This is a genomic window from Cognatiluteimonas telluris (assembly GCF_011320095.1).
GTDB classification, from domain to species: domain Bacteria; phylum Pseudomonadota; class Gammaproteobacteria; order Xanthomonadales; family Xanthomonadaceae; genus Cognatiluteimonas; species Cognatiluteimonas telluris.
In genome coordinates this window covers 59532-76746 of the sequence record NZ_JAANOY010000006.1, presented here as the reverse complement: position 1 = coordinate 76746, position 17215 = coordinate 59532, and the positions used below count along the sequence as shown (strand labels likewise).

At 67.6% G+C, this 17215-nt stretch carries 14 protein-coding genes; 2 read left to right on the top strand and 12 right to left on the bottom strand.

What is annotated here, in order from left to right; translation table 11 throughout:
* Nucleotides 1-41: 41 nt before the first annotated feature.
* The 6 genes from G7B67_RS05875 to G7B67_RS05850 form a co-directional block, all read right to left on the bottom strand.
* On the bottom strand, nt 42-1034 hold the full coding sequence (locus G7B67_RS05875) for an AAA family ATPase (protein WP_166209365.1): 993 nt from the start codon (nt 1032-1034) through the stop codon (nt 42-44).
* A gap of 147 nt (nt 1035-1181) precedes the next feature.
* The gene (locus G7B67_RS05870; protein ID WP_166209361.1) at nt 1182-3128 is read right to left on the bottom strand and encodes a type IV pilus secretin PilQ; all 1947 of its coding nucleotides are present in this window, start codon (nt 3126-3128) and stop codon (nt 1182-1184) included.
* A 14-nt stretch (nt 3129-3142) separates the two neighbouring features.
* Nucleotides 3143-3697 carry a pilus assembly protein PilP gene (locus tag G7B67_RS05865; RefSeq protein ID WP_166209422.1) on the bottom strand — a complete coding sequence of 185 codons (555 nt, stop codon included), beginning with the start codon at nt 3695-3697 and terminating at the stop codon, nt 3143-3145.
* 7 nt (nt 3698-3704) lie between these two features.
* Nucleotides 3705-4355, bottom strand: a complete 651-nt coding sequence (locus G7B67_RS05860) for a type IV pilus inner membrane component PilO (protein ID WP_166209419.1) — start codon at nt 4353-4355, stop codon at nt 3705-3707.
* A 5-nt stretch (nt 4356-4360) separates the two neighbouring features.
* Nucleotides 4361-5104 carry a PilN domain-containing protein gene (locus tag G7B67_RS05855; RefSeq protein WP_166209358.1) on the bottom strand — a complete coding sequence of 248 codons (744 nt, stop codon included), beginning with the start codon at nt 5102-5104 and terminating at the stop codon, nt 4361-4363.
* Nucleotide 5105: 1 nt separating this feature from the next.
* Nucleotides 5106-6164, bottom strand: a complete 1059-nt coding sequence (locus tag G7B67_RS05850) for a pilus assembly protein PilM (RefSeq protein WP_166209355.1) — start codon at nt 6162-6164, stop codon at nt 5106-5108.
* 244 nt (nt 6165-6408) lie between these two features.
* On the opposite strand from G7B67_RS05850, the gene G7B67_RS05845 reads away from it, so the two are divergent.
* Together G7B67_RS05845 and G7B67_RS05840 are read left to right on the top strand one after the other, a co-directional pair.
* The gene (locus G7B67_RS05845; RefSeq protein WP_166209352.1) at nt 6409-8946 is read left to right on the top strand and encodes a penicillin-binding protein 1A; all 2538 of its coding nucleotides are present in this window, start codon (nt 6409-6411) and stop codon (nt 8944-8946) included.
* A gap of 205 nt (nt 8947-9151) precedes the next feature.
* The gene (locus G7B67_RS05840; RefSeq protein ID WP_166209349.1) at nt 9152-9802 is read left to right on the top strand and encodes a hypothetical protein; all 651 of its coding nucleotides are present in this window, start codon (nt 9152-9154) and stop codon (nt 9800-9802) included.
* 249 nt (nt 9803-10051) lie between these two features.
* On the opposite strand, the gene G7B67_RS05835 is transcribed toward G7B67_RS05840, so the two are convergent.
* From G7B67_RS05835 to rpoZ, 6 genes are all read right to left on the bottom strand, one after another.
* The gene (locus G7B67_RS05835; RefSeq protein WP_166209346.1) at nt 10052-11368 is read right to left on the bottom strand and encodes a citrate synthase; all 1317 of its coding nucleotides are present in this window, start codon (nt 11366-11368) and stop codon (nt 10052-10054) included.
* A gap of 191 nt (nt 11369-11559) precedes the next feature.
* Nucleotides 11560-11802, bottom strand: a complete 243-nt coding sequence (locus G7B67_RS05830) for a type B 50S ribosomal protein L31 (RefSeq protein WP_166209343.1) — start codon at nt 11800-11802, stop codon at nt 11560-11562.
* An 80-nt stretch (nt 11803-11882) separates the two neighbouring features.
* Nucleotides 11883-13991, bottom strand: a complete 2109-nt coding sequence (gene recG / locus G7B67_RS05825; protein WP_166209340.1) for an ATP-dependent DNA helicase RecG — start codon at nt 13989-13991, stop codon at nt 11883-11885.
* 3 nt (nt 13992-13994) lie between these two features.
* Nucleotides 13995-14375, bottom strand: coding sequence for a RidA family protein (locus tag G7B67_RS05820; protein WP_166209337.1), 381 nt, complete (start codon nt 14373-14375; stop codon nt 13995-13997).
* A gap of 145 nt (nt 14376-14520) precedes the next feature.
* Nucleotides 14521-16695: a RelA/SpoT family protein gene (locus G7B67_RS05815; protein ID WP_166209334.1), complete on the bottom strand. Its 2175-nt coding sequence runs from the start codon at nt 16693-16695 to the stop codon at nt 14521-14523.
* Nucleotides 16696-16885: 190 nt separating this feature from the next.
* Complete coding sequence (rpoZ, locus tag G7B67_RS05810) at nt 16886-17185, bottom strand: DNA-directed RNA polymerase subunit omega (RefSeq protein ID WP_166209331.1); 300 nt, start codon at nt 17183-17185, stop codon at nt 16886-16888.
* Nucleotides 17186-17215 lie beyond the last annotated feature (30 nt).

The following is a 17215-nucleotide window of genomic DNA, read 5'->3' as shown; positions in this document are numbered from 1 at the left end:
GCCACGTTTTCGGTTGCCGATCACGGCTCACCCATCACGGATCACGGCACCGGCACCTTATCGAGCAAGGCGCCGACCAGGCGTTCGCCATCCCAGCCTTCGGCGGTGGCTTCGTAACTGGGCAGGACGCGGTGGCGCAGGACATCCGGGGCGACCGCGCGGATGTCGTCGGGCGTGACGTAGTCGCGGCCGCTCAACCAGGCCCGCGCGCGCGCGCAGCGCTCCAGTGCGATCGAACCGCGTGGGCTCGCGCCCCAGGCGATGCGGCGCGCGAGTGCCTGGTCGTACCTGCTGGCGTCGCGCGAGGCGAGCACCAGTTCGACCAGATAGCGTTCCAGCTGCGGCGCCACGTGCAGGTCGAGCACCTGCGCGCGTGCGGCGAAGACGTCGGCCAGTGGCAGGCGCTCATGCTTGTCCGGCTCGGGATGCATTGCCGCGCGCGCGCGGTCGCGGGCGAGGCGGAGGATTTCGGTCTCCGCGGCCGCTTCCGGATAGCCGATGCGCACGTACATCAGGAACCGGTCCAGCTGGGCCTCGGGCAGCGGGAACGTGCCTTCCTGCTCGATGGGATTCTGGGTTGCCATCACCAGGAACAGCGGTGGCAGTGGATACGTCTGCCGGCCCACGGTTACCTGGCGCTCGCCCATCGCCTCGAGCAGCGCCGACTGCACCTTGGCCGGGGCACGGTTGATCTCGTCGGCCAGCAGCACCGGATGGAAGATCGGCCCGGGCTGGAACTCGAAGCGGCCATCCTGCGGCCGCCATACCTCGGTTCCGGTCAGGTCGGCAGGCAACAGATCGGGGGTGAACTGGACGCGGGCGAAATCGGCTTCCAGCCGTGCCGCCAGGGCGCGGATCGCGGTGGTCTTGGCCAGGCCCGGCGCGCCCTCGACCAGCAGATGGCCGTCGGCCAGCAATGCAATCAGCAATCGCTCGACCAGGGCGGCCTGGCCGACGATTTGCGTCGACAGGTCTTCACGCAGAGCGCGGAAGGCGTCGAACAGGCGCGTGGCGTCTTCGGTGCGGCTATCCATCGGTGGGCGGGTCCCGTTGCGCCAGGAGCAGGCCGCAGTTTGACCGACCCGGCGGCGGTTGGTTCAAGCCCCGCACCCTTCGCATTCATGCACGCGTGAAATGCGAAAGGGCCCGAAGGCCCTTTCGTTGTATTGCCGCCAGGAGTCTCAGCGCTGGGCGACGCGCAGCACCTTCGGCGTCACGAAGATCAGCAGCTCGGCCTTGCTGTTGGTCCGGTTCTTCTTCTTGAACAGGTTGCCCAGGATCGGGATGTCGGCCAGGAACGGCACCTTCGACATGTCCTGGCTGTTCTTGAACTCATACACGCCACCAATGACGACGGTCTGGCCATCCTCCATCAGCACGGCAGTCGTGACTTCGCGCTTGGCGATGGTCGGGACCTGGCCTGCGCCGGTATCGATGTAACCCTGCAGGTCGTCCTTGGTGACGTCCATGTTGAGGAACACGCGGCCGTCGGCGGTAATCGTCGGCGTCACTTTCAGCATCAGCACGGCGTTCTTGAATTGCACGGTCGGCGCATTGGCGTTGGCGCCGCCGGTGGTGGTCAGGTAGCCGATCTCCTGGCCCTGGGTGATCGTCGCTTCCTTCTGGTTGCTGGTGACGATGCGCGGGTTGGAGATGATCTCTCCGCGTCCTTCCGTCTGGAGCGCGGAGAGCTCCATGTCAAGCGCGTAGCCACCATTGAGGATGGACAGGGCGAGCGATCCGGCGCCCGCGAGGGTCGAAGGCAGGTTGGTGTTGAGACCGCGGGTGATGGTCGGGATCGTGCCGTTCACCGCCGATGTCACCAGTGCATTCTGGTTTGCGATGTTGGTGGAGATGCTGTTGCTGAACAGCGTGTTCTGCTGGGTCCCGGTGATGCCGAACTTGGCACCGATTTCCCGTGCGAAGGATTCGTTGGCAATGACGATCCGGGCTTCGATCACGACCTGGTCGACCGGCTTGTCGAGCTCGTGCACGAGGTCCTTGATCGACGCCACGCGCTGGGGAATGTCGATGACCAGCAGCGTATTGGTGCGGCGATCGAAGCTGATGCTGCCGCGCGGCGACAGGAATCCGCGGCTTTGACCACCGGTGGATGCGCCACCGCCGCTCTGACCGTTCTTCGCTTCCTCGGTCAGCAGCTTCGCCAGGTCCTCGGCGTTTCCATAGCTGATCGGGATGTACTCGGTCACCATTTCGGCGCGGTTTTCGATCGCGATGCGGGCATCTTCCCGATCCTGCTCGTACTTCGAGATCTCGGCCTGGGGAGCGATCCACACCACATTCCCGCTACGGCGCTTGTCCAGTCCCTTCGCCTGCAGGACGATGTCCAGCGCCTGGTCCCAGGGGACATTGATCAGCCGCAGCGTCACGTTGCCGGACACTGTGTCCGAGGCCACGATATTGAGGTTGGATTCCTCGGCGATCAGCTGCAGCACGGTGCGGACCGGCACGTCCTGGAAGTTGAACGTGACCGGATGGCCCGTGTAGCCGCGGGTGGTCGTCGTCGACGCCGTTGCGCCCATTGCCGTCGGGGCGGTGGCATTCGTCGCGCCCGTTCCGGCCGCGACGGCCGCCTTGGGCACGATCTCGACGATGTAGTCCCGGCCGGTCTGGTAGGCCATCGACTGATAGGGACCACTGGTGCTGAGCACGATCTGGGCGCCGTTTCCGCTCGGGCTGGCGTCGATGCGCTGGACCGGGGTAGCGAAGTCGGTCACGTTCAGCGGCTTCTGCAGCGAGGCAGGCAGTTGCGCGTTGCCGACGCTGATGACGACCGACGACCCCTGGTTGCGCAGGTCGGGAACCGCTCCGTTGCCGCTGAAATGCACGATCAGGCGACCGGCGCCGCCATCGCCACGCTTGAAATCGATGTCGGCCACGCTGAGCGCGCCCGGTACCTGCTTCGCGGGATCCATGCCCGCGGCGGCCGCCACCTGGGCGGTGGCGAGCATCCCCGGTGCCATGGCAGCCGGCGGAGCCGCATTGACCGCGCTGAATGCGGCGAGCAGGCCGGTGGCCAAACCAACCAGCATCGCGCGCCTGGAGGTTGGCCGCAGGGCCAGGGGGCGCCGGGCAGGCCGCAGGCTTGTGGCTTCGAATACGGTCATCGTCCTATCCCCAATCATTGGTCTGCGAGCGCAACGGATGCCGGGCGTTCCAGCCATCCGCCCGCGCCGTCCGGCACCAGTTCGACAAGGTCGATCCGGTCTTCATGAACCGCCGTCACGCGGCCATCGTTTTGTCCCAAGTACACGCCAGGTCGGACGCGATACGTCACTTTGTCCGGCGCCATCACCAGGGCGACCAGCGACGAGCCGCTGCCGATCGTCCCGACCATGTTCAGGCTGTCCAGCGGAAACTGCTCGAGCGTCTGCTTCGGCCGGTTTGGATCAGGCCGTGGGCCGCTCCCGCCGCTATCGTCGCTGAAGGCATTGCTGAAGGGATCACGCAGGTTCTGGGCGTCGTATTCGAACGTCTCGAACTGCTGCATCACCGGCAGGGGATCCAGCGGCGGCGCCGGCCGGTTCTTGACCTCCGCCACCCACTTTTCCAGGTTGGGTTCATCACCCGGCGTGCTGGTCACCCCGCGGCCGCAAGCGGACACGCACGCCACGAGGGCAACGAGAAGGATGGTTCGCACGCCGGGGCCGCCGTGGGCGAGCTGGGAGATTCGCATCTGCATGTCAGCCCTTCCCCTTGCCGGTCGTTGCGGTGGCCTTTTCCTGCTCGGCGGCCTCCTCGGCGTCGAGATAGCGATAGGTCTTCACCGTACCCGCCAGCTCCAGCGGCGTATTGACCTTGATCCCCGACTTGTCGGGGTTTTTCGGCTTGAGCGAAATGTCGTGCATGGTCAGGATCACCACGCGTGGCAGGGAGGCAACGCCGCTGACGAATGCCCCGAACTGGTGGTAGGTACCCACCATCCGAAGTGCGATCGGCTTCTCGGCGTAGAACTCCTTGGGCGTCTCCGGGCCAGGCTGGAACAGCTCGTTGGAAATGCCGGTCGCGAGCGCCGTCTGAGAAACATCGACGATCAGGTCGGGCATTTCAGTCTTGCTAGGCAGCTGGCGCAGCATCTGTTGCAGCTGCTGTTCCATCTGCGCCAGCTGCAGGGTCAGCGGCTCCAGGTTCGCGGCCCGACCCTGCTTGGTCTCGAATTCCTGGCGCAGGCTCGTTTCCGTCTGTTCGAGGCCCTGGAGTTCGGTCGCCTTGTCACGGATGAAGAGCCACCACAGCAGTCCGAAGATCAGCAGTCCGACCACGATCCCGAAGCCGACCTTGAATTCGCGCGGCCAGCTGCCGGTATTGTTGAAGTTGAGTTCCTTCAGCGACATTTTCTTCACAGCGAAGCTCCTCCGCTGGCCGGCGTCGCCGGCGCCGGCGTGTCGGCGGCGGGTGCCGCTGCGGCCGGCGCCGTGGCGGCTGGCGTGGCGACTGGTGTTGCCGTGGGATCGATGGAGGGCGTCGTCGCGGCAGGCGCGGCCGTGGCGTCCGCGGCAGGCGCGTCAGGCACGCCATCGCCGTTTTCGTCCTTCGGCGCATTGGGGTTGGCCAGCAGCACGCTGAGGGTGAAGGCGTAAGGCAGTGCCGGGTCGCCCGCCCTGGCTTCGATGATCGACAGGTCCGGCTTGGTCATCCAGCCCGACCCTTCCAGGTTGCGCATGTAGGTACTGACCCGCGCGTTCGATTGGGAGCGGCCTTCGAGCGTGAGCTTGTCGCCTTCCTGCTTGATCGACGTCAGGATCACGCCGTCGGGAATGGTCCGCACCAGCGAATCGAACAGGTGCACCATCTGCGAGCGGTTGGCCTGCAGCTGCTCGATGACTTCCTTGCGCGCCAGCAACTTCGCCTTCTTCTTGTCCAGTTCGTCGATCGTCGCGATCTGCTTGTCGACCTGGGCGATCTGGTCCTTGAGGTAGTTGTTGCGGTCGTTCTGGCCGCTGATCTGGCCGTTGTAGTAGCTGTTGAGCAGGAACCACAGCACAACGCCGGCCGCGGCGCACAGGCCGAGCAGGGTGAGGAATTCCTTCTGGCGCAGCTTGCGGCGCTCGGCGCGCCACGGGAGCAGGTTGATCCGTGCCATATCAGTCGAAGCTCCTCAAGGCCAGGCCGCACGCGATCATCAGCGCCGGCGCATCCTGTGCCAGCGCATGCGCCTGGACCCGGGGCCCGAGCGTCATCTGTGCCAGCGGATTGGCAACGACCGTCGGGACGCCCAGCTGCTCCTCGACCATTTCGGCCAGGCCGGGAATGGACGCGCAGCCCCCGGCCAGCACTACGTGGTCCACGCGGTTGAACTCGCTACCGGCGTAGAAGAACTGCAGCAGGCGGCTGATCTGCTGGACCAGCGCCTCCTTGAAGGGCTCGAGCACTTCGATCTCGTAGCTTTCCGGAAGCCCGCCCTGGCGCTTGGCCAGGCCCGCTTCCTCGTAGCTCAGCCCGTAGCGGCGCATGACCTCGTCGGTGAGCTGCTTGCCACCGAACACCTGTTCGCGGCTGTACAGGCTGCGACCGTTGCGCAGGATGTTGAGCGTGGTCATGGTCGCGCCGACGTCGACCATCGCGATGACGCCATCGCGCGCGACGCTCAGCGAATCGGCCAGCAACGCGAACGCGTTCTCGATCGCGAACGCTTCCACGTCCATGACCCGCGCCGTCAGGCCGCCCAGATCCAGGGCCGAAGCGCGCGTGTCCACGTTCTCGGTCCGCGACGCCGCCAGCAGCACCTGCATCATCTCGGCGTTGCCGGGCATCGGCCCGAGAACTTCGAAATCGAGGTTGACCTCCTCGATCGGGTACGGGATGTAGTTGACCGCCTCGAGTTCGATCTGGGACTCCATGTCCTCTTCATCGAGCCCGGCAGGCATCGGAATGAGCTTGGTGATGACCGCCGAACCGGCGACCGCGGCGGCCGCGTGTTTGGCACGGCTGCCCGAACGGGCCATGGCCCGGCGGATGGCTTCGCCCACCGCCTCGACCTCGACGATGTTCTTCTCGACCACGGCATTGGGAGGCAGCGGTTCGACCGCGTAGTGCTCGACCCGGTAGCGATTGCCCGTCCTGGACAGCTGGAGGAGCTTGACCGCGGTCGAACTGATATCGACACCGACCAAGGGCGGCTGGCTTTTTGTGATCAGTCCCACGATTTCTCCCCTTATGTCACGGGCGCTTACGCGCACATCGTGCCCCGTGGCATTAAATAACGGACTTTTCACTACATGGCAATCCCCCCGGCCTGCCAAGTCCCCGTTTTGCCGGTCGCCCCGCCCCGCGTGGGGTGATCTGCGATCGCCGTCGGCGCTGCCGAAGGCGCCTCCTCTATACTCCGGGCCCTGCGCACCTGCAACAATTCAACTGCAAGTACTTCATCTGCAAGGATTCCGCCCGATGCCCCGTCTTCGTCGCCTGCTGCGCTGGGGGCTGCTTGCCTTTGCCGCCGTTTCCATCCTTGGCCTGCTGGCGCTGGGCACCGTCTACTTCCTGATCTCCTCCAAGCTCCCGGACGTGGACTCCCTGCGCCACGTCGAGATGCAGGAGCCGATGTACGTCTACGCCCGCGACGGGCGGCTGATGGCCCTGTTCGGGGAGACCCGGCGTTACCCGATCGACATCGCCCAGGTCCCGCTGCGGCAGAAGCAGGCCTTCATCGCGATCGAGGACAACCGCTTCTACCAGCACCACGGCGTCGACTACCAAGGCGTAGCGCGGGCGATCTGGCTGCTCGCCACCACCCATGACAAGCGCGTGCCCGGCGGCTCGACGATCACCCAGCAGGTGGCCCGCCAGTTCTTCCTGAGTTCCGAATACAGCTACACGCGCAAGTTCGCCGAGATGCTGCTGGCGATGAAGATGGAGCGCGAACTGGGCAAGGACGAGATCTTCCAGCTCTACCTCAACAAGAGTTTCTTCGGCAATCGCGCCTACGGCATCGGCGCCGCCGCCGAGTACTACTACGGCAAGAAGCTCGCCCAGCTCGACCTGGACGAGATGGCGACGCTGGCCTCGATCCCGAAGTTCCCCTCCAGCGGCAACCCGATCAGCAACCCGGAGCGGGCGCGGATCCGTCGCGACTACGTGCTCCAGCGCATGCGCGAACTGGGCTTCATCAATCGCGACGAGGAGCATGCCGCGCAACAGGTGCCGATGCACGCCACCCCGCACGAACGTCCGATCGAGGTCAATGCTCCCTACGTGGCGGAGATGGTCCGTCGCGAGATGATCGCCCGCTACGGCGGCGACGTGCTGACCAAGGGCTACCACGTCACCACGACAATCGACCCGGTGTTGCAGGAGGCTGCGATCCGCTCCGTGCGCGACGGCCTCACCGAGTACGACCATCGCCATGGCTGGAACAAGAAGGTGGAGCAGCACTTCGATCTGGCTCCCGACGAAACCGCCGCCACCGCCGCGGCGCGGCTGAGGACGATCCCGACCCAGGGCGACCGCATGCCTGCCATCGTGCTGCGCAGCGGCGATGGCACCGCCGATGTCGTGCTGACCGACGGCAGCACGCTCACGCTCGATGCCGCCAGCAGCCGCTGGACCGGCCGCAGCCCCTCGGCCCTGGTCCAGCGTGGCGACCTGGTGCGCGTGCGCCGCGTCGTGCCTGATGCCGACGCAAAGCCTGCCGTTCCCTCACCCGACTCCGCCCCGCGCTACCTCCTTGACCAGCTGCCGCGCGCGCAGTCGGCGTTGGTATCGCTGCAGCCGGACAACGGCGCCCTGCGCGCCCTGGTCGGCGGCTTCAGTTTTGCCGGCAACAAGTTCAACCGCGCCACCCAGGCGCGACGGCAACCCGGCTCGAGCTTCAAGCCGTTCCTGTATGCGGCGGCGTTCGAGCGCGGCTTCAATCCCGCCTCGATCGTGCTCGACGCACCGGTGGTGTTCCGCGATCGCCGCGGCCACATGTGGCGGCCGCAGAACGACAGCGGCAATTTCGCCGGTCCCATGCGCCTGCGCGAAGCGCTCGTGCAGTCGCGCAACCTCGTCTCGGTGCGGCTGCTCGATGCGATCGGGGTGGATTACGCACGCCGTTACATCAGCCACTTCGGCATCGACGAGTCGCTGCTGCCGCCGAACCTGTCGATGTCCCTGGGCACCGCCTCGCTGGCACCGATGATGATCGCCCGCGGCTATGCGGCCTTCCCCAATGGCGGTTTCCGGATCACGCCGTGGTTCATCGATGAAGTCCGCGACCATACGGGCAAGCTCGTCTTCAAGGAGAAGCCGGCAACGGCCTGCCCGTCGTGCGGCGTGCAGATGGTCAACGGTGCCGCCGTGCCGGCGTCGAACGTGGTCGCCGGGTTCGACCTTGGCCCGGGTGGCCCGGCGGCGTCACCCGCCGCCGCCAGCACCTCGACGCGGGCGGCGGCACCGGATGCGACGGCGTCCGCAGCTGCCGCGAAGCCGGCAACCCTGTCCGCCGACACCGTCCTCGCGCCGCGCGCGATCGACGCCCGCGTGGCCTACCAGCTGGTGTCCATGATGCGCGACGTGGTCCAGCGCGGCACCGGCACCGCGGCCAAGGTGCTGGGGCGCGAGGACGTCGCCGGCAAGACCGGCTCGACCAACGACCATCGCGACGCCTGGTTCTCCGGCTACGGCGGCAACTACGTCACCACCGTCTGGGTCGGCCGCGATGACTTCCGCTCGCTGGGCTATCGCGAGTACGGCGGCAAGGCCGCGTTGCCGATCTGGATCGAATACATGCGCGTGGCGCTGAAGGACCAGCCCATTGCACAGAACATCCCGCCGCCGGGCATGGTCAAGGTCAGCGTCGGCGCGGGTGGCCAGCTGCTCCCCACCACGTCCACGGGCGGCATCACCGAGTGGGTGAAGGCCGAGGACCTGGAGCGGATGCAGAGCGAGATCGACGCCAACCCGCAGCAGCAATCGCAGGACGAGCAGGCCTTCGACATCTTCTGAAGCCGGTCCGGGGCCCGTGCTGCGCCGGACCCGCCCATGCATGGCGGGGCGGCGGGGCGCTCGTCGGCATTCCCGGCAGGACGGGCCTCGCGATGGCCAGTGGCTGGTTGGTCGCGATGCCGTCGCCGGACGGATGGCGGGTGTGGCTCACCGGGCCATCGCACGCTTGCGGTACAGTCGGGCCGGGTCCGAGAGGGAGGCTGACATGCACCACGCCCGCCAGCACGCCGAGACCCGCATCCGCGAACGCCGCCATCGACTCGCCCATGAAGCCGCGCGGCTGATGGCCGAAGGCGGCATCCGCGATTACCACCAAGCCAAGCTCAAGGCCGCCGAGCGCCTGGGGATCGTCGACGACGCCTCGTTGCCCCGCAATCGCGAGATCGAGGACGCGCTGCGCGAGTACCAACGGCTGTTCCAGGGCGATGCACAGCTTGCCGGCCTGCGCGCGCGGCGCGAGGCTGCGCTACGCGCGCTGGAATTCTTCCGGCCTTTCGATGCGCGCCTGGTCGGGCCGGTGCTCGACGGCACCGCCGATGCCAATGCCCCGGTGGCATTGCAGCTGTACAGCGACGACGCCGATGCCGTCGCGCGCTTCCTCGACGAACACGCCATCCCCAGCGAATCGCGCAGCCGGCGCGTCCGCCTGGACCGCGAGCGCAGCGGCGAATTCCCGGTGTGGGTCTTCAGCGCAGAGGACCTGAGCTTCGACCTGACGGTGCTGCCCGAGACTGCGCTGCGGCAGGCGCCCCTCTCGCTCGTCGACGAGAAACCGATGCCGCGGGCATCGTTGTCGCAATTGCGCGCCTTGCTGGCGGCCGATGAGATCGAAGGCTACGAATCGGCGGCGGATTGAGCCCGCGAAACGTTCCGCCCGGCCCGACGCGACAATTCGGCTCGTCGTAGGAGCGGCTTCAGCCGCGAGCTAACGCACGACCTGGTCCCGCGGTCACTACGACCGGGCCTCCTTCCTGCGCCAGTCATGGATCGACCCGGTACAGCGCGCAATCCTGCCGCCTTGCTGGCGTTTGGCTGAAAGCTCGCGGCTGAAGCCGCTCCTACGAGGGGCGCTTGCGCGGGCATCGGCCGCGCACGTGGCGACGGGTCAACGCTTGTCGATGCCCACGTAGTCACGCTCGGCATAGCCGGTATAGATCTGGCGCGGGCGGCCGATCCTGGCGTCCGGATCGGTCTGCTGCTCCAGCCAGTGCGCGACCCAGCCGGCGGTGCGCGCGATCGCGAACATCACCGTGAACATCTCGGTCGGGATGCCGAGCGCCTTGTAGATGATGCCGGAATAGAAATCGACGTTCGGATACAGCTTGCGCTGGATGAAGTAATCGTCCTTCAGCGCCGCTTCCTCGAGCTTGAGCGCGACTTCCAGCATCGGATCGCTGACGCCCAGTTCGCCCAGCACCTGGTGGGTCATCTCGCGGATGATCTTCGCGCGCGGATCGAAATTCTTGTAGACGCGGTGGCCGAAGCCCATCAGGCGGAAGCCCGACTCCTTGTCCTTGGCCTTGTCGATCGCCGACTGCACGTTGCCGGGCTTGCCGATCTCGCCGAGCATCTTCAGCACGGCCTCGTTGGCGCCGCCGTGCGCCGGACCCCACAACGCAGCGACGCCGGCGGCAACGCAGGCGTAGGGATTGGATCCGGTCGAACCCACCAGGCGCACGGTCGAGGTCGACGCGTTCTGCTCGTGGTCGGCATGCAGGATGAACAGCAAATCCAGCGCGCGCGCCGCGACCGGCTTGAGCGCCAGCGGTTCGCTGGGCACCTCGAACATCATGTGCAGGAAGCGGTCGACGTACTCGAGGTTGTTCTTCGGATAGCGCATCGGCCAGCCGATCGAATAGCGGTAGCAGCCGGCCGCAATCGTCGGCACCTTCGCGATCAGGCGCACTGCGGCCAGCCGGCGCTGCTCGGGATCATCCAGGTCGAGCGTGTTGTGGTAGAAGCTCGCCATCGAGCCGAGCATGCCGACCAGCATCGCCATCGGATGCGCGTCGTGGCGGAAGCCGAACAGGAACGTCCGGAACGCCTCGTGCATCATCGTGTGGTGGGTGACTTCGTTGTCGAAGTTGGAAAATTCCGCCGCGCTCGGCAGCTCGCCGTGCATCAGCAGGTAGGCGACCTCGAGGAAGCTGGACTGCTTGGCCAGCTGCTCGATCGGGTAGCCGCGGTACATCAGCACGCCGGCGTCGCCGTCGATGTAGGTGATCGCCGACTTGCAGGCCGCGGTCGCGGTGAATCCGGGGTCGTAGGTGAAGCAGCCGGTTTCCTTGGGCAGCTTCGCGATGTCGATGCAGGGATTGCCGAGCGTGCCGCGGTCCACCGGCAAGGCGACGGACGATCCGCCTGCGGTCAGCGTGGCCTGCTGGAAGGCGGTCTGGTCGGACGAGGGGGTGTCTGACGGCACGGGGCATTCCTCAAGTCATGCGCGCCCACGGGTGACGACGGGCACGGAGGGGGCAGCACGCGAACGCAGCGCGGCAAGCGGCCATTATCGCATAGCGACTACTCGCGCCGCAGTCGCCGGAGGTCATGCCAGCGGGCCGCGCAAACGCAAACGGCTGCCCTGGGGCAGCCGTCGCGGAGACACCGTCGCGCTTACTTCGCGTAGCGCTTGCGGAACTTGTCGACCCGGCCGCTGGTGTCCATGATCTTGTTCTGTCCCGTGTAGAACGGGTGCGACGCCGACGAGATGTCGACCTTCAGCAGCGGGTATTCGTTGCCGTCCTTCCACTTGATCGTCTCCTTGCTGGAGAGCGTCGAGCGGGTGAGGAACTTGAAATCCGAGGTCATGTCCTGGAACACGACTTCGCGGTAATCGGGATGGATGTCGGCCTTCATCGCGGCGCCAGTTTCTGCAGGGAAAGAGCGGCATTTTAGCCCGGCCGCCGAGCGAGGCGCAAGCCGGCGCCGGATCGGGCTCAGGCCCCGGCGTACTGGGCCGCCCCGCCCACCCAGCGGGCGACGATGCGGTCGGCAAGATCCGGGGATTGCGCGAGCAGCTGGTCGGCCAGCGCCCGCACCTGTGGCAGCAGCGCCGCGTCGCGGGCGAGGTCGGCGACCCGGAACGCAGCCAACCCGGTCTGTCGGGTGCCCAGCAGCTCACCGGGGCCGCGCAGCTCGAGGTCCTTTTCCGCGATGACGAAGCCGTCGTGGGTCTGTCGCATCGTTTCCAGCCGCTCGCGGGCCAATCCCGACAGTGGCGGCTGGTACAGCAGCACGCAGCTCGACGCCGCCTGCCCGCGCCCGACCCGCCCGCGCAACTGGTGCAATTGCGCCAGGCCCAGGCGCTCGGCATTCTCGATGATCATCAGCGACGCGTTGGGCACGTCGACGCCGACCTCGATCACCGTGGTGGCGACCAGCAGGTCGAGCGCGCCGTCCTTGAAGGCGCGCATGGTCGCCTGCTTCGGTGCCGGCTTCATGCGCCCGTGCACGAGGCCGATGCGCAGTTCCGGCAGCGCCGCGGACAGCGCTTCGAAGGTCGACTGCGCCGCCTGCGCGACGACTTCGTCCGAATCGTCGATCAACGTGCACACCCAGTACGCCTGGCGGCCTTCGGCACAGGCGCGGCGGATGCGCTCGACCAGTTCCGGACGGCGTTCTGCACTGAGCGCGACGGTCTGCACCGGCGTGCGCCCGGGCGGCAGTTCATCGATCGACGAGACATCGAGATCGGCGTAGGCCGTCATCGCCAGCGTGCGCGGGATTGGGGTCGCGGTCATCACCAGCTGGTGCGGAACGCTGTCCTTGCGCGCGCCCTTGTCGCGCAGCGCGAGGCGCTGGTGCACGCCGAAGCGGTGCTGCTCGTCGACGATCGCCAGCGCGAGGTCGTGGAAGCGCACGCCTTCCTGCATCAATGCGTGGGTGCCGACGACGACCTGGGCCGCGCCGCTGGCGACGGCATCGAGCGCACTGGCGCGGGCCTTGCCGGTCACCTTGCCCGCCAGCCACGCCACCTGCACCCCGAGCGGCTCGAGCCAGGCGCGCATGTTGCCCAGGTGCTGCTCGGCCAGCAGTTCGGTCGGCGCCATCAACGCCGCCTGGCGGCCGCACTCCACCGCCAGCATCGCGGCCAGTGCGGCGACCACGGTCTTGCCGCTGCCGACGTCGCCCTGCACCAGCCGCAGCATCGGCATCGGCTTGGCCAGGTCGGCGCGCACCTGCGCGAACACCCGCTGCTGCGCGCCGGTGAGCGCGAATGGCAAGGCCTCGCGCAGGCGCTGGGCGAGCACGCCGGGACCAGCGAGCATGGCCGCGCGATCGCGTTGCAGCGCGATCCGTTGCCGGCGCAGGCTCAGGTGGTGGGCAAGCAGCTCCTCCAGCGCCAGCCGCTGCTGCGCCGGATGGGTGCCGGCGAGCAGCGCGCCGACATCGGCATCGCGCGGCGGGCGATGCACGGTCAGCAGCGCCTCGCGCAGGGAGGGCAACGCGAGGGATGTACGCATCGGCGCGGGCAGCAGTTCCAGCGCCTCCGCCTCGGGAAGCCGGTCCAGCGCCTGCGCGATCAGGCGCCGCAGGCTGACCGGCCCCAGCCCTTCGATCGCGGGATACACCGGATCGAGCTGCTCGCCCAGCGCGTGTTCGTCGGCATCGAGAACGCGATAGCTGGGATGCACGATCTCCAGCCCATGCTGTCCCGCGCGCAGGGTGCCGTAGCAACGCACGCGCACGCCGGGCGCGAATTGCGCGACCTGGGTGGCGCGGAAGTGGAAGAAGCGCAGCACCAGCGTCGCGCGCGACTCGTCGCTGATCGCCACGCGCAGCACCGGCCGGTAACGGAAGCCGCGTTCGACCGCCTCGACCACGCCTTCGACCTGGGCCGCAGCGCCCGGCTGCAGGCTGCGGATCGGGCTGATGCGGGTGCGATCCTCGTACTGCCGTGGCAGTTGCAGCCACAGGTCCTGCAGCGTCAGCAGGCCGCGGGCGGCGAGTTTCTCCGCCACCCGCGGGCCGACGCCCGCCAGCGCGGCGAGCGGTGTGTCACCCACCGCCGCGAAGGCAGGTGCGGGCCGCGCCACGCGCGGCATCGGTCAGGCGAGCACCATGATGGCGTCGACCTCGAAGTCGGCGCCCTTGGGCAGGCCGGCGACTTCGATCGTCGAGCGCGCCGGATAAGGCGCGGAAAAGTAGTCGGCCATCACCGCGTTGACGGTCGCGAAATCGCCCAGGTCGGTCAGGTACAGGCCGATGCGCACGACCTGGTCGAAGGAGCCGCCCGCCGCCTCGCACACTGACTTCAGGTTGTCGAGTGCGCGTCGCGCCTGCACGGCGATGTCGCCTTCGACCAGCTGGCCGGTCTTGGGATCCATCGGGGTCTGCCCCGACAGGTACACGGTGTTGCCGGCGCGGATGGCCTGCGAATAGGGGCCGATGGCGGCGGGAGCATTGTCGGAATGGATCGGCTGGCGCATGCGGGCATCATCGGAAGTCGGGAGATGGAATCCTAAAGGCAACGGCACGCGGCCGCGCGTGTCGCGTGGTCCGCGGCCATGCAGCGAAATTGCCGCGGCGGCGTGCAGGCCCGGCGCGAAAACCGGGGATGCCGGAGTCCAGCGCCTAGCTCCGCTGCACCCCATGCACGACGTTCAGCCGCCGCACGCGGCGGATTACGTCGGCGATGTGCTTGCGGTCGCGCACTTCGATCGCGAACCGGATCGAGGCGACATTGCTGCCGCGCTCGACGTATTCGACGCCATCGATGTTGGACTCGGCCTGCGCGATCGCCGCGGCGACCTGCGCCAGCACGCCCGGGCGGTTGTCGACCTGGATCAGCAAGGCGCTGTGGAAGTCGCCGCTGATGTCGCGGTCCCAGCCGATCGCCACCCAGCGTTCGAGCGACTTGCGGTAATCGGCAACATTGGGACAGTCCATGCGATGCACCACCACGCCGCGCCCGGCGGTGTGGTAGCCCATGATGTCGTCGCCCGGAATCGGCAGGCAGCAGTTGGCGAAGGTGACGACGCCGCGCTCGTGGCCGGTGATGAGGATACGGTCGCCGGGGACGCGGTCCTTCGCCACGCGCAACGGTTGCACGGCGTTCTTCTCGCGCGCCAGCGACTGCGCGACCTGCGCCGGCATCCGGTTGCCGAGCGCGATCTCGGCCAGCAGCGCTTCCAGGCGCGGGAAGCGGTTCTCGGCGAGGTAGGCGTCCAGGCGCTTGGGCGGCAGCCGGTCGAGCGAGGTTTCAAGCTGCTCCAGCGCGCGGTCCAGCATCCGATGACCCAGCTGCACCGCGTCCTCGTGTTCCAGGCTCTTGAGCTGGTGGCGGATCGCGGTGCGCGCCTTGCCGGTGATGACGAATTCGAGCCACTGTGGCTTGGGTGCAGCCGATTTCGTGCTGATGATCTCGACTTTCTGGCCGCTGGCGAGCTTGCTGCGCAGGGGCACCAGCTTCTTGTCCACGCGCGCGGCCACCGCGTGGTTGCCGACGTCCGTGTGCACGGCGTAGGCGAAGTCCAGCGCAGTGGCGTTGCGCGGCAGGGAAAGGATGTCGCCCTTGGGCGTGAAGAGATAGACCTCGTCGGGGAACAGATCGACCTTGACGTTTTCCAGGAACTCCAGCGACGAGCCGGTGGCGCGCTGGCTCTCCAGCAGGTCGGCGATCCATGTATGGGCGCGGCTCTGCGCGCTGTTGCCCGCGCCACCGTGCTTGTAGGCCCAGTGCGCGGCGATGCCGCGCTCGGCGATCAGGTCCATCTCCTCGGTGCGCAGCTGCACTTCGATCGGCGATCCGTACGGCCCGAACAGCACCGTGTGCAACGACTGGTAGCCGTTGGCCTTCGGGATCGCGATGAAGTCGCGGAAGCGCCCGTCCAGCGGCTTGAACACAGAATGCACGATGCCCAGCGCGTGGTAGCACTCGGGCACCGAGCGCACCACGATGCGGAAACCGAACACGTCCATCACCTGGTCGAAGGACTTGCCTTCGGCGCGCATCTTCGAATAGATGCTCCAGGGTGATTTCACCCGGCTGATCAGCCGGTATTGCAGGCCTTCCTTGGTCAGCCGCTGCGCGACCTGCGCTTCGATCCGGGCCAGCGCCTCGCGTCGCAGCAAGGGCTGGGTGCGGATGCGTTTTTCCAGCACCGCGTGCCGCCACGGATGCAGCGAGCGGAATCCCAAATCCTGCAGCTCGGACTTGATCAGGTTCATGCCCAGGCGCTGGGCGATGGGCGCGTAGATCTCCAGCGTCTCGCGGGCGATGCGGCCGCGCGCCTCGGCCGTGTGCGCGGCGAGCGTGCGCATGTTGTGCAGGCGGTCGGCGAGCTTGATCAGGATCACGCGCAGGTCGCGCGCCATCGCCAGCAGCATCTTGCGGAAGCTTTCGGCGGCGGCTTCCTGGCGGTCCTGGAACTGCAGTTTGTCCAGCTTGGTGACGCCATCGACGAGCTCGGCGACCGTCTCGCCGAATTCGCCGGCGATGGTCTCGCGCGCCAGCGGCGTGTCCTCGAGGGTGTCGTGCAGGATCGCGGCGATCAGGGTTTCGACGTCGACCCGCTGCTCGGCCAGCACCGCGGCCACGGCGATCGGATGGGTGATGTAGGGCTCGCCCGAGCGCCGGGTCTGGCCCGCGTGCGCCGCCGCACCCACTGACCAGGCCCGCAGCAACTGGCGCTGCTGGTCCTCGGGCAGGTAATCGGCCGCCTGCTGCAGCTCGCGCACGTAGTCCGGCACCGCCGCGTCGACGGGTGCGGGCGCGGGCGTGGCGTAGGCGGGTTCTCCGGCGCTCATGGCGCGAGACTAAGCCGGGACGCGGGAATCGGAAAGCGGCCCGTCGTGATGGGCGACGCGCGCCGGGCAGCGCCGTGGCGGCCGCCGGGGATCGCCGATGCCCGGAACGAAAACGGCCCCGCCAAGGCGGAGCCGTCCTGACCAGGGATGCCGGCGGCTGGCCGGATCCCGCAATGCACGACGCAGGGGCTCAGTCGTCGCCCTTGGACAGGTCGTCGTCGGCGACCACTTCGGCCGCGGCCCACTCCAGCGCCTCGCGCTCCTTGCGCTCGCGCTCGGCCTTGTCGACGGCGTCGATGTACGGCTGGTCAATGCGGCGCGCGGCGATCTCGCGCAGGGCAAGCACGGTCGGCTTGTCGTTGGACTCGCTGTTGTCCAGCTGCGGCTCGACGCCATTGGCCAGCTGGCGGGCGCGCTTGGCGGCCATCATCACGAGTTCGAAGCGGTTATCGACCACTTCCAGGCAATCTTCAACGGTAATGCGGGCCATGGGGCTCCCGGCGGCCTGGCGGCCGTCGCT

Coding starts and splice junctions, on each gene's coding strand:
- G7B67_RS05875 (WP_166209365.1), bottom strand. CDS start 1,034: ATGGATAGCCGCACCGAAGACGCCACGCGCCTGTTCGACGCCTTCCGC.
- G7B67_RS05870 (WP_166209361.1), bottom strand. CDS start 3,128: ATGACCGTATTCGAAGCCACAAGCCTGCGGCCTGCCCGGCGCCCCCTG.
- G7B67_RS05865 (WP_166209422.1), bottom strand. CDS start 3,697: ATGCGAATCTCCCAGCTCGCCCACGGCGGCCCCGGCGTGCGAACCATC.
- G7B67_RS05860 (WP_166209419.1), bottom strand. CDS start 4,355: ATGTCGCTGAAGGAACTCAACTTCAACAATACCGGCAGCTGGCCGCGC.
- G7B67_RS05855 (WP_166209358.1), bottom strand. CDS start 5,104: ATGGCACGGATCAACCTGCTCCCGTGGCGCGCCGAGCGCCGCAAGCTG.
- G7B67_RS05845 (WP_166209352.1), top strand. CDS start 6,409: ATGCCCCGTCTTCGTCGCCTGCTGCGCTGGGGGCTGCTTGCCTTTGCC.
- G7B67_RS05840 (WP_166209349.1), top strand. CDS start 9,152: ATGCACCACGCCCGCCAGCACGCCGAGACCCGCATCCGCGAACGCCGC.
- G7B67_RS05830 (WP_166209343.1), bottom strand. CDS start 11,802: ATGAAGGCCGACATCCATCCCGATTACCGCGAAGTCGTGTTCCAGGAC.
- recG (WP_166209340.1), bottom strand. CDS start 13,991: ATGCCGCGCGTGGCGCGGCCCGCACCTGCCTTCGCGGCGGTGGGTGAC.
- G7B67_RS05820 (WP_166209337.1), bottom strand. CDS start 14,375: ATGCGCCAGCCGATCCATTCCGACAATGCTCCCGCCGCCATCGGCCCC.
- G7B67_RS05815 (WP_166209334.1), bottom strand. CDS start 16,695: ATGAGCGCCGGAGAACCCGCCTACGCCACGCCCGCGCCCGCACCCGTC.
- rpoZ (WP_166209331.1), bottom strand. CDS start 17,185: ATGGCCCGCATTACCGTTGAAGATTGCCTGGAAGTGGTCGATAACCGC.